Annotated in this window: 11 protein-coding genes; 10 read left to right on the top strand and 1 reads right to left on the bottom strand. The window is 53.1% G+C overall.

Annotated elements, in window-relative coordinates:
* Positions 1–230: 230 nt before the first annotated feature.
* Complete coding sequence (locus tag ACOQPU_RS21400; protein ID WP_420641870.1) at positions 231–584, bottom strand: hypothetical protein; 354 nt, start codon at positions 582–584, stop codon at positions 231–233.
* Positions 585–1,144: 560 nt separating this feature from the next.
* On the opposite strand from ACOQPU_RS21400, the gene mraZ reads away from it, so the two are divergent.
* From mraZ to ACOQPU_RS21350, 10 genes are all read left to right on the top strand, one after another.
* On the top strand, positions 1,145–1,570 hold the full coding sequence (gene mraZ, locus ACOQPU_RS21395) for a division/cell wall cluster transcriptional repressor MraZ (RefSeq protein WP_420641869.1): 426 nt from the start codon (positions 1,145–1,147) through the stop codon (positions 1,568–1,570).
* 53 nt (positions 1,571–1,623) lie between these two features.
* Positions 1,624–2,544 (top strand): 16S rRNA (cytosine(1402)-N(4))-methyltransferase RsmH, encoded by a 921-nt coding sequence (gene rsmH / locus ACOQPU_RS21390; RefSeq protein WP_420641868.1) that lies wholly within the window; start codon positions 1,624–1,626, stop codon positions 2,542–2,544.
* A gap of 38 nt (positions 2,545–2,582) precedes the next feature.
* Entirely contained in the window at positions 2,583–3,056 is a 474-nt protein-coding gene (locus ACOQPU_RS21385) for a hypothetical protein (RefSeq protein ID WP_420641867.1), read from the top strand.
* A complete protein-coding gene (locus tag ACOQPU_RS21380) occupies positions 3,046–4,740 on the top strand; it encodes a peptidoglycan D,D-transpeptidase FtsI family protein (RefSeq protein WP_420641866.1) in 1,695 nt (564 codons plus the stop codon). Before ACOQPU_RS21385 ends, ACOQPU_RS21380 begins: the two co-directional genes overlap by 11 nt.
* A gap of 81 nt (positions 4,741–4,821) precedes the next feature.
* Positions 4,822–6,237: a UDP-N-acetylmuramoyl-tripeptide--D-alanyl-D-alanine ligase gene (locus tag ACOQPU_RS21375; RefSeq protein WP_420641865.1), complete on the top strand. Its 1,416-nt coding sequence runs from the start codon at positions 4,822–4,824 to the stop codon at positions 6,235–6,237.
* Positions 6,237–7,229, top strand: a complete 993-nt coding sequence (gene mraY, locus ACOQPU_RS21370) for a phospho-N-acetylmuramoyl-pentapeptide-transferase (RefSeq protein ID WP_420641864.1) — start codon at positions 6,237–6,239, stop codon at positions 7,227–7,229. The genes ACOQPU_RS21375 and mraY overlap by 1 nt, the downstream gene beginning before the upstream one ends.
* Before the next feature lie 59 nt (positions 7,230–7,288).
* The gene (gene murD / locus ACOQPU_RS21365; RefSeq protein WP_420641863.1) at positions 7,289–8,638 is read left to right on the top strand and encodes a UDP-N-acetylmuramoyl-L-alanine--D-glutamate ligase; all 1,350 of its coding nucleotides are present in this window, start codon (positions 7,289–7,291) and stop codon (positions 8,636–8,638) included.
* Positions 8,639–8,727: 89 nt separating this feature from the next.
* On the top strand, positions 8,728–9,948 hold the full coding sequence (locus ACOQPU_RS21360; protein ID WP_420641862.1) for an FtsW/RodA/SpoVE family cell cycle protein: 1,221 nt from the start codon (positions 8,728–8,730) through the stop codon (positions 9,946–9,948).
* Positions 9,949–9,950: 2 nt separating this feature from the next.
* Complete coding sequence (locus tag ACOQPU_RS21355) at positions 9,951–11,069, top strand: UDP-N-acetylglucosamine--N-acetylmuramyl-(pentapeptide) pyrophosphoryl-undecaprenol N-acetylglucosamine transferase (RefSeq protein WP_420641861.1); 1,119 nt, start codon at positions 9,951–9,953, stop codon at positions 11,067–11,069.
* 4 nt (positions 11,070–11,073) lie between these two features.
* Positions 11,074–11,652 (top strand): CvpA family protein, encoded by a 579-nt coding sequence (locus tag ACOQPU_RS21350; RefSeq protein WP_420641860.1) that lies wholly within the window; start codon positions 11,074–11,076, stop codon positions 11,650–11,652.
* The last annotated feature ends 56 nt before the right edge of the window (positions 11,653–11,708 follow it).

Raw genomic sequence — 11,708 nt, 5'->3', positions numbered from 1 at the left:
AACTACTGATAGTAGCTCCGCTGTCATGGGGTGGAATTCCCATTTATTTCATCCGAGGATTTCTGTATAGTGACTAGTGTAAGGCTGAATTGCTTTTTAACTCGTTTTCCTCCTCCTTCCTGCTCCGAGCACCCTCCACTCGGAGCATTTTTTTTGCCTACTGCCCCAAACAAAAAGTGCCATCCAATTTTCAGGATGGCACACAATGTCTATTAACTTATTGTTTCACTTTAAGCGGCATTTAGCTTTGCGCGCTCTCGCAAAAGCTGCTCAATTTGGGCTGTCTCGCGGTATGCTTTGTCCAGCCGTTGAATCTCTTGCTCAATAGATTGGATGAGCCAGCGCAAAGCAGCCATGCGCGATTGGGCTGCCATCACCGTTTCTACAGAAGTTTGATGCGTGAATGATTGCATTTGCGTCATCAACTCTCGCAGTTCCTGCGTATGTTGCGCTAGCATCAAACCAGCTTGTTCATGGATGTCTTTCCATTCGTCAGAAGTTTTACTGCCAAGCAAAAAATTATCGACTAATTCGCTAACAGAGGCTTCAACTTCACGGTCGGTTATTCGGGCAAATTGGTTCATAAGTAACTCCTTCATCAAGCTAATCTTCAGTTTGCATTATCAATTTCTATTTCAACAAACACAATAGAACCATTGTCAGGCCACCGTTTGCAGTGCCAGATTGAGCCACAAATGTAGGATCCATTAAATAACGGAACTGATCCACGAAATAATGGAACGGCCTTCCAGAGGTAGACAAAAATGGCAAATATAGAGTTTGTCAGTAAATAATGGAACTGCCCTACGATATCCAGTAAAAAGTGGAACCAGCCTACGAATTGCGCCAGAGCAAAAACCGAGAATCCTACATTATATACACGAGTAGACGTTTCCCCAGTTCCATTATTTGATGGACGTGTTCCGTTATTTACTGGACGGGTTCCATTATTTAGCAAATCCTACAACAAAACAGCACCTTAAAAGTTATTTTTCTACTTCACATTCAAACGGGTTTGGTGTATACTGTGGCCTATTGTGGTTAAAAGTGGGGCATTGTGGTGCAAATTTCCACAAAAATCCCGCAAACTTATGCTAAAATGGGGCGATCAGAACAATTGTTCTAATTTTGTAAAGATAGCATCATGTTTTTAGGCGAATACACACACACCATCGACAGCAAAGGCCGAATCACGATTCCGGCAAAGTTCCGCAACCTGCTGGCAGCGGGCTTGGTGGTTACGCGTGGCTTCGACCAAAACTTGATGCTTTTCCCCATGGATGGCTGGCAAGAGCTGGCAGAGCGCATTGCGCAACGGCCGTTGTCAGACGAGGGCGTGCGGGCATTTCGGCGGCGCGTCTTTTCTGGTGCAGTTGACCTGACACCGGACCGACAGGGGCGCATCCTGCTGCCACCTTATCTGCGCGACTTCGCCAACATCCAACGTGATGTTGTTATCTCTGGCATGTTTAACTATCTGGAGCTGTGGGGCACCGAGGCGTGGCATTCCGTCCGTGAAGATATTGAAAGTGATGGCGATGCCGCCCGCTGGGAAGATTTGGGCATCTAGCAAGGTTTTCAGGTTTTCAAGTGGAACATTTGAAAGCCTGAAAACATGAACACATGAGCACCTTCTCTCACATCCCGGTTCTGTACGATGAAGTGCTCACTTTGCTGCGGCCACAGGCAAACGGCCGTTACATTGACGGCACGTTAGGGGCAGGGGGCCACGCAGCAGGAATGCTGCAAAAATCCGCGCCCTCAGGGCGCATTTTGGTCTTTGACAAAGATGCAGAAGCGATTGCTTTTGCCCAGAAACAGCTAGCAGCCTATGGCGAGCGCGTCACTTACGTCCACGCCAGCTACGCAGAGATGGGTAACCTGGCTCCGCAACATGGATTCAGTGAAGCAGATGGCATCTTGCTGGATTTAGGACTCTCGTCTCGTCAGCTAGACAATGCCGAACGTGGCTTTTCCTTTATGAAGGAAGGCCCTCTGGATATGCGGTTCGACACCAGTAGAGGTGAAACGGCCGCAGACCTGATTAACAATTTAGAAGAAGCTGCCCTGGCCGATATTTTGTGGCGGTACGGTGAAGAAAAAAGCAGTCGCAAGATTGCCCGGATGATGGTGCAGGAACGGCCGTTCAGCACCACCACTCAACTCGCCGAGAAAATCGCCCAAACAATACGTCACCGTGGGCGCATTCACCCAGCCACCCAAACGTTTCAGGCATTGCGTATTGCCGTGAACCAGGAATTAGAAACGGTTGAAATCGGGGTGATGGCTGCGCTAAAGTTATTAGGGCAACACGGCCGTTTGGCTGTGATTAGCTTTCATTCATTGGAAGACCGCTTTGTGAAGCAAACATTTCGCGACTTATGCAAAGATTGCACCTGCCCGCCAGACCAACCAATATGCACCTGCGGCGGCCAGGCCAACTTTCGGCTCATTACGCGCAAGGCAGTTCAGGCATCTGCCGAAGAAATTGCCCAAAACAGCCGCAGCCGCAGCGCCCGGCTAAGGGTGATTGAGAAGAAGTAGGCAAGTGGCTAGTAAACTAGCCACCAAAAACTAAAACTATGATGGCACGGCAAACTCGGGAACAGCTAAAACGCCTCAACGCCCTCACCGAAGCGCAAGCCGCGCTGGGCTGGGGGGTCATTTTGGTTTTGGCTGCTTTGCTGGGCACTATTTACGTGAGCCAGGCCAGCCGCATTGCTTCGGTGGGTCGCCGAGTGCAAATTTTGCAAAATGAGCTGACCGAGTTGAAGCGGCAAAACAATGATTTGGAACGAGACATCGCCGCTGCACAGGCATTAGACCGCCTGCAAGCGGAGGCAATTCGTTTAGGGTTTGTAGAAGCAGAACCGGGCGATATTGAATACATTATTGTGCCGGATTACCCAGTGGAGGTAGTAGAGACCGATCCACTGGAGATTGTACCAACAGTAACGGCCGTTCCGCCACCGGCCGAAACTGTACGTGAAGCAATTTGGCTTTACCTGAGTGACCGGTTTAGCGATTTTATAAGAGGCGAAGCTCGTGAACAGTAGTCAAAAAAGCCGGATGTGGATAGTGGTCGCCATCCTTGGATTTGCCGCCCTCATTATTGTTGGGCGGCTTGTGGCGTTTCAGGTAGTGCAAGGGCCAGAGTGGGCCGAGCGCGCTGGCGATGAGATACTCGTCGTGGCCAAGCCAGAGCGTGGCACTATCTTTGACCGCAACGGCGCGGTGCTAGCCGCCAACACCGCCGATTACCAAATTGGCGTTTCCCCCCGTCTTGTTACCGAATCCGAACAGTTAGCCACTGCCCTGGCTCCCATTTTGCAGCAATCACGTTATGAAATTCTCGGCGTCCTGCAATCTGACCAATCGTTCGCCTTGCTATCTGGTCGTGTTTCCGCTGAGGTTGCAGAATTGGTACGCGCCCTACCCTACGAAGGATTGCAAATTGACCCCCTGCCCCGCCGCTTTTACCCGCAGGACGACATGCTTTGCCATTCGCTGGGCTATGTAGATTTTGACGGCAACGGCGGCAGCGGTGTCGAAGGGTATTATCAGCGGGAATTGGCTGGCGAAGCTGCCAGTGCTGTCGTAAACATCTCGCCACTTACCTCGCAGCAAAGCGTCATCGCCCACGAAGGCGCAGATTTGGTGCTCACCATCGACCGTTCGCTGCAATATGTTGTGGAAGATCACTTACGCCGCGCCCTGGAAGATTATCGCGCCGTTAGCGGCAGCATCATCGTCATGAATCCTCAAACGGGCGCGATTCTGGCGATGGCCAGTGCCCCCTGTTACTCGCCTGCTGAATTTTATGAAACAGACACAGGTCTTCTGCTGAATCCGGCCGTGAGCCAGCAGCATGAGCCAGGTTCTGTTATGAAGCTGATTACGATGGCTGCTGCACTGGATGCTGCCGTGGTAACGCCTCAATCCACCTACTACGATGCGGGCATTCTAGAAGTAGGCGGTCACAAAACGTACAACTGGGACCGCAGCGCACCCGGCACCACCGACATGACGACTTTGCTGTCTCGCTCACTTAACGTAGGCGCAGCCACTTTGGCAACCATGATGGGGCCAGATGTATATTACGACTATTTGCAGAGCTTTGGCTTTGGCCGTCCGACCGGGGTGGATTTAATGTCTGAAGCAGCGGGCACCATGCCGCTACCGGGCGATTCTCTCTGGACGGAATCATTTATTGCCACCAACGCTTACGGGCAGGGTATTGCTGTAACACCCTTACAGATGATTACGGCCGTTTCTGCCCTGGCCAACAACGGCACCATCATGCAGCCTTACATTGTGGAAGAAATTCATGGGGAAAATGGTATCTTTGTGCATGAGCCTACCGTACTCAGCCGTCCCATCAGCCCAGAAACGGCCGCACAAGTGACTGCTATGGCCACAACGGCCGTTACCCGTGAAGTGTTAGAAGCCCAGGTGAGTGGCTACACCATTGCTGGCAAAACCGGCACCGCCCAAATTGCTGAAAACGGCATCTACTTGCCCGACGATGTCATTGGTTCTTTCATCGGCTGGTTACCTGCCGAAAACCCGGAAATGATTATTTACGTCAAGATCGATCGGCCTGGAACGGCTCCTTGGGGGTCGCAGACAGCTGCACCTGCCTTCGCCGATTTAGCAGATGAACTTGTTGTTATGCTCGACGTACCGCCAGACACCGTACGCCTACAGGCAGACGTGATGGCAGCGAGACAAGGCCAGTAATCAGTGAGACAGTGGTCGGTAATCAGTAAAAGCTGAAAACTGACCTACTGATTACTGAATACTGACCTGCTGATTACCGAAATGTTGACATTAGCACACTTCCTCCAAACATTGTCCACTTACGAACCAACCGGCCGCGAGCCGGTTGTGTCGCGGGTGGTGATGGACAGCCGAGAAGTTGTGCCAGGCAGCCTCTTTGTCGCTTACACAGGCGAAAAGGTTGATGGGCATGATTTTGTTACGGCCGCGTTTGAGCAGGGAGCGATTGCGGCACTGGTGGACCGGCCAATTTCGGATGCGTACGCAACTATAGATTTGCGTACCGCCGCGCCAACCACTGTGCCGCTTGGCGCGTCCAAGCCTGTTTGCCTGGTGGTTGAAGATACCATAGCCGCCCTGCAAACGTCCGCCAAGGCGTGGCGCGCCCGCTTTCCTGCAAAAGTGATTGGCATTACGGGCAGCGTCGGCAAAACCTCGACCAAAGAGCTGACTCACGCCGTGCTGTGCGGCCGTTACCGCACCTTCAAATCGCCAGGAAACCGCAACAGCATTCTAGGCTTGCCCCTAGCACTTTTCGATTTGCAGGAGACAGACGAGCTGGCAGTGCTGGAGATGGGCATGTATACCACGGGTGAGATTGCCACTTTGTGTGACATGACCAGCCCCAAGATCGGGGTCGTCACGCTGATAGGTTCCGTGCATTTGGAACGGGCTGGCAGTATGGAAAACATTGTCAAAGCCAAGCGCGAGCTGGTGGAAGCATTGCCAACCGACGGCACGGCCATTCTAAACAAAGACGATGCCCGCGTGATGAGCATGGCCGACCATACTCAAGCGCGAGTTTTCACCTACGGTTTAAGCAACACGGCCGATTTGTGGGCAGACAATATTCGCTCGATGGGGCTGGACGGCGTACGCTTTACGCTGCACCACGAAGATGAATCGTTAGTGGTACAGGTACCGCTGCTGGGTCGCCACAGCGTACACACATCGCTGCGCGCGGCAGCCGTTGGCTTGGTTGAAGGGCTCACCTGGGATGAAATTTTGCATGGATTACGCAACACGGCCGTTCAACTTCATCTCGATACAGTCCCTGGCCCCAAAAATTCGCTGATCATTGATGACACCTATAACGCCAGCCCCGCCTCCGTAATGGCGGTGTTGAACCTAATGCACGATTTAGACGGCCGTTCCGTAGCCGTCTTGGGCGATATGCTAGAGCTGGGCCACATGGAAGAAGAGGCACATCGACAAATTGGGCGTCGGGTAGCTGAAGTTGCCAAGCTGCTGGTCACCGTGGGGCGGCGGGCACGCTGGATTGGCCACGAAGCAATTGCCAGCGGCTTGCCCAAAGACAAAGTAATTATGGTGGATGATGCGGTTACGGCCGTACCCATCCTGGAAGAACTCATTGAAGAAAAGGATACGGTTTTGGTAAAAGGATCGTTGGGCATGCGTATGGATCAAATCATCAACGCACTGGGGCAATACGACTAATGGCCTTCGCACTCACCATTGGTGGGGTCACCTTCCTAATGGCTGTCATTTGGGGCAGCCCGCTGGTGGAGCTAATGCGACGCTTCAAATTAGGGGCGCAAATTCGCATCGACGGCCCGAACACTCACATGACCAAAATGGGAACCCCCACCATGGGTGGCATCTTGATTGTGGGCTGGGTGGTCATCATCAGCATTATGGTCAATATTGTGCAGATTGTGCAGGATTTGGAAATTGCCGAAAGCATCATCATCCCCTTGGGCGTGATGGTAGCTTATGCCATCTTGGGCGGCATAGACGACTATCTAGGAATCTACCCCCGCCCGCATGGGGAAAAAGGGATGCGCGCCAGAGTTAAAATCTGGTTTCAGCTAGGCATTGCATTCGTGGCAACGGCCGTTCTCTACTGGGTCGTAAACGATGGGCATGGCTGGGTCGCTGTACCCACCATCCCGATTTTGCTAGATGTTGGCATTTTTTACATTCCGATGGCGGTCATCATCATTGCTGGTACAGCCAACGCGGTAAACATCACCGACGGGCTGGATGGACTGGCAGGCATCATCGCCGCCACGGCCTTTGCCGCCTACGGCATTATTGCCCTGCTGCGCGACCAGCAATTTTTGGTCATTTTTTGCTTTATTACCGTTGGTGCCTGCTTTGCCTTTTTGTGGTTCAACGCCCACCCGGCTCAAATGTTCATGGGTGATGTGGGATCGCAGGCTTTGGGTGGTGCGCTAGGCGTGGTTGCTCTCATGACCAACCAATGGCTCATTTTGCCCATTATTGCCATTGTGCCCATTGCCACCATGCTTTCCAGCACCATTCAGGTGCTTTATTTCAAAGCCACTGGCGGCAAGCGGCTGTTTAAGATGGCACCACTGCACCATCATTTTGAAGCGATTGGCTGGGGCGAAACCCAGATTGTGCAGCGTTGGTGGCTCATTGGCTTGTTAAGCGCCATGATTGGCATTGCCCTGGCGCAAATTTAGAGATTAGAGATTGGAGACTAGAGATTAATCTCCAATCTCCAGTCTCCAGTCTCTATGAAATGGATGAACTGGCAGGCAGACGACTACTCATTCTTGGTCTGGCGCGGCAAGGCAAAGCGTTGGCCCGGTTTGCTACTGAGGCGGGCGCGGCAGTCACTGTGACGGATTTGCGCTCGCCGGAAAAACTACGAGATATTTTGGACGAATTACAAGACCTGAATATCCGGTATGTGTTGGGAGAACATCCGATGGAACTTGTAGACGAAGCAGACATTTTGGCCGTGAGTGGTGGCGTGCCGTTAGAGGCACCGCTGGTACAGGCAGCGCAGGCAAAAGGCATCCCGATTACCAATGACTCTTTGGAGTTTAGCAAGCGGGCACCAACGGCCGTTATTGGCATCACGGGCTCGGCAGGCAAAACAACGACGACGGCACTCACAGGTGTGATGAGCCAGGTCGCCGGACGGCACACCTGGGTGGGTGGTAATATTGGCCAGCCGCTTATTGCCGATCTGCACAAAATGGAACCTGAGGACGTGGTGGTGCAGGAGCTTTCCAGCTTCCAGCTAGAAATTTGGGATCGCAGCCCGCACATTGCCACCGTGCTAAACATCACGCCCAACCATCTGGACAGACATAAGACAATGAAGGCATATACCAACGCCAAAGCCAATATTTTGCGCCACCAAACGGCCGACGACATTGCAGTTTTATGCGCCGATAACCCCGGCTCCCTGGCTCTAAGCGCGATTGTGCAGGGGCAGCTACGGCTGTTTAGCTTGAAAAATGAGGTAACCGAAGGGGCTTTTGTGAAAGACGGCCGTATCGTCATCCGCAATGGTGCAGAAAAAGCGGTTTGCCGGGTAGATGAGGTGCAGTTGCGTGGTCGCCACAACCTGCTTAACGTCCTCGCTGCCACCACCCTGGCCGACTCAGCAGGCATTCCCGCCGAAGCAATTGCTCAGGCCATTCGCACCTTCACTGGGGTTGAGCATCGGCTGGAGCTGGTTCGCACCCGGCGCGGCGTGCAGTGGATCAACGACTCCATCGCCACTGCCCCGGAACGCGCGATGGCGGCTGTGAATGCATTCAGTGAGCCACTCATTTTGCTGGCTGGTGGCAAAGACAAAGCAATGGAATGGGAAGTCTGGGCAGAAGAAGTGACCCAGCGCGTTAAGACCGTCATCCTGTTTGGCGATTTGGCTGACATGCTGGCTGAAAAACTCGCTGAACAAGGGCATTCTGACGTGCATCAGGTGAGGACGGTAGCAGAAGCGGTGGAATTGGCGGCGGGAACGGCCGTTTCTGGCGATATTGTGCTACTTTCACCCGGCGGCACCAGCTTTGATGCCTTCGACAATTTTGCCGAGCGCGGAGAGTTGTTTAGACAGTTGGTAAATGCATTGTAGGTAATTTGTGGATAGTAGCTAGTGGTTAGTGGTTCGTTGCTAGCCACTAGCAAACTAACAACTATCAACTAATCCAACAGGGTTTTTCTATGACCACAGTAAATATCGTCCGAAAAAGAAGCAATCGCGTGAATCCGGTATTGCGCTTCCGGTTTGATTACTGGCTGCTGCTCTCCATCGCCGGATTGTTGGTTTTGGGAATGCTGATGGTGTACAGCACCACCTTCGACTACGGCTTACGCTTTCAAGACGATGCTACTTATTATTTCCGGCGGCAATTTATGGCACTGGGATTGGGCTTCATCGCCCTGGTCGGCGTGATGCAGTTTGATTACCACATTTTGCGACGCTTTTCGGTGCCGTTTTTAGGGGCGACGCTAGCGGGTCTGCTGTTTGTTCTGTTTTTTACGGCCGTTTCCGACCTCGGCGCCCAGCGTGGTTTATACAATGACTCCTATCAACCATCTGAGATTGCCAAGCTAGCCATGATTATTTACATTGCCCACTGGCTTTCCAGCAAAGGAGACCGCATCAAGCTGCTTACCTACGGCCTGCTGCCTTTCTCGGTGATTGTGGGCGTAGTGTGTGCTCTGATTGTGCGTCAACCAGACCTCAGCACAGCTGGTTTAATTGCCCTAGTTAGCTTCACGCTCTTCTTCGTAGCCGGGGCCGATTGGCGGCAGTTTGCCGTGGCTGGCTTTCTTGGTGGCGCAGTATTTTTACTCTTGATTAACACACTGCCCCACGCCCAAGCCCGCGTGGATGCGTACACGCAGGCATTGTCTGATCCGGCGCAGGCCAGCTGGCACGTGCAGCAATCGCTGATTGCGCTGGGGCGTGGCGGCATTTTTGGCGTCGGCTTGGGCGAAAGCACCCAAAAGTTTGGGCCGCTCCCCTTTGCTCACACAGACGGTGTGTTTGCCATCCTGGGTGAAGAGCTCGGCTTAGCCGGTACGCTGCTGGTGGTTGTGTTGCTGGGCATGTTTGTGTGGCGTGGTCTGCGTACAGCCGCCCGCGCCCGCGACAGTTTCGGCTCGTTATTGGCAATGGGCATCACCTGCTGGATTGTGTACCAGGCGTTTATCAACATTGCAGTGATTACGGCCGTTATTCCCTTTACCGGAATCCCCTTGCCCTTCATGAGCTATGGCGGCACCTCGCTGGCTATCACGATGGTGGGGGCAGGCATCTTGCTTAATGTCTCGCGGGATTCGGCTTTGCAAAAACGGCCGCAGGGCAGCGGCACTCGGCGAAAAACAACAAAAAGAAACACGCGGCGGAGCAGACGGCCGTCGGCAGATAGGTTCTAAACATGCGCGTACTTATCTGCGCTGGCGGCACTGGCGGCGGCATTTACCCCGCCCTGGCAGCAGCCACCGCACTACGCAACAGAGGCTTACCCACAGAAAACATTCTCTGGGTGGGCACAAAAGGTGAAATGGAACAGACGTTAGTCCCCAGAGCAGGCATCAAGCTGGAAACCATCGTGGGTGGGGCGATAGCTGGCGTGCCGCTGCACCGCAAGCTGGTTAACGGCAGCAAGCTCCTGCTCAGCGTGAGCAAGGCACGCCAAATTGTGCGCCGCTTCCGCCCCGATGTCATGTTCATGACTGGAGGCTACATGGCCTTTCCGTTTACCCTGGCCTGTCGCTGGCTGGGCGTGCCCATCACTATTTATTTGCCCGATGTAGAACCAGGGCAATCGATCCAGTTCTCGCTACGCTATGCGGAAAAAGTTGGAGCCACCACGGACGGTTCCGCTCAATTTGTTCCGGCTGACAAACTGGTTGTTACCGGCTACCCCGTGCGCCCAGAATTGCGCGCTGCTGCCAACATAAGCCTGGAAGATGCACTGGCCAGCTTCGATTTGCAGCCTGGCCGCCCCACCCTGATGGTCTTTGGCGGCAGCCGTGGGGCGCGGGCGATCAATCGCGCCTTGATGAAAATTTTGCCAGAACTGCTGCAAGCGGTGCAGATCATTCACATTAGCGGCACCTTCACCTGGGATGAAGTGGACACCAACGCTAAGAAACTGCCCAAAGCATTGCGTGAATTTTATCGGCCGTATCCCTATCTTCATGACAAGATGGGGCACGCCTTCCATGCTGCTGACCTGGTAGTAGCCCGCGCCGGAGCCAGTATGTTAGGTGAAAGCACAGCCTTTGGTCTGCCGTCCATTTTGGTACCGCTGGCCTGGGCGTGGCGGTACCAAAAGGTGAATGCAGATTATTTGTGCGAGAGGGGTACGGCCGTACAGCTAACCGATGAAACTTTAAACGAAAAACTCCTGCCAACCATCCAATCATTGTTGGCAGACCCAAACAAATTAGCCCAAATGCGCCAGGCAGCCCGTGACCTAGACGTGCCCAACGGGGCAGAAAACTTGGCAGCTCTCATCGAATCAGTGGCTAAAACGAGCGGGAAGGAGTGAGAAGATGCTGAGTTTAGGCTCACTTTTTTGGTTAATGATTTTATTTTTTGCCATCATAGGCTCTTTGCGTGGCTGGACGCGGGAAGTGATTGCCACCTCTGGTCTCATTTTGTCTTTGTTTGCCATCAACCAGTTTGGCAATCTTTTTCTGGGATTTGTACCAACAGGCAGCACCATCCCGCCAGATCGGCAGCGATTTTACTATTTGGCAATCTTGCACCTACTCATCGCCTTTTTTAGCTACCAGGGGCCAGCTTTTGCCGGGTCTCGCTTTGGCGAGCGACTGCGGGTACGCGATACATTCCAGGACAAGCTACTGGGACTGATCGTCGGTGCTTTGAATGGCTATCTGATTATCGGTTCACTCTGGTCATTTTTAGAGTATCGCATTCAGGCCGCGGGCGAATGGCTACAGCTCCCGCCTGGCGAGCCATATCCATTCGATTTTACGGTTTTGACCCGTCCAGATGTGGCTGGTGAGTTAGGTGCGTTGATGGGGCGGCTACCGCTACCACTGTTGGAACCGTACCTGCCATTTTTGGTAGTGATTGTCTTTTTATTTGTGATTATTGTGATGATTTAATTCCCTCCCTTCAATCCCCTCCCGGCGGGAGGGGAGGCGTGTTCCCTCCCTCGCTG

This window comes from Candidatus Leptofilum sp., assembly GCF_965223285.1.
Lineage (GTDB): Bacteria > Chloroflexota > Anaerolineae > Promineifilales > Promineifilaceae > Leptofilum.
Note: the sequence above shows the minus strand (reverse complement) of the source record. Positions and strands in the feature narration are given on the sequence as shown.

Bases quoted from the DNA above. Each gene is read 5' to 3' on its own strand.
- ACOQPU_RS21400 (WP_420641870.1), bottom strand. From the start codon at position 584: ATGAACCAATTTGCCCGAATAACCGACCGTGAAGTTGAAGCCTCTGTT.
- mraZ (WP_420641869.1), top strand. From the start codon at position 1,145: ATGTTTTTAGGCGAATACACACACACCATCGACAGCAAAGGCCGAATC.
- rsmH (WP_420641868.1), top strand. From the start codon at position 1,624: ATGAGCACCTTCTCTCACATCCCGGTTCTGTACGATGAAGTGCTCACT.
- ACOQPU_RS21385 (WP_420641867.1), top strand. From the start codon at position 2,583: ATGATGGCACGGCAAACTCGGGAACAGCTAAAACGCCTCAACGCCCTC.
- ACOQPU_RS21375 (WP_420641865.1), top strand. From the start codon at position 4,822: ATGTTGACATTAGCACACTTCCTCCAAACATTGTCCACTTACGAACCA.
- mraY (WP_420641864.1), top strand. From the start codon at position 6,237: ATGGCCTTCGCACTCACCATTGGTGGGGTCACCTTCCTAATGGCTGTC.
- murD (WP_420641863.1), top strand. From the start codon at position 7,289: ATGGATGAACTGGCAGGCAGACGACTACTCATTCTTGGTCTGGCGCGG.
- ACOQPU_RS21360 (WP_420641862.1), top strand. From the start codon at position 8,728: ATGACCACAGTAAATATCGTCCGAAAAAGAAGCAATCGCGTGAATCCG.
- ACOQPU_RS21355 (WP_420641861.1), top strand. From the start codon at position 9,951: ATGCGCGTACTTATCTGCGCTGGCGGCACTGGCGGCGGCATTTACCCC.
- ACOQPU_RS21350 (WP_420641860.1), top strand. From the start codon at position 11,074: ATGCTGAGTTTAGGCTCACTTTTTTGGTTAATGATTTTATTTTTTGCC.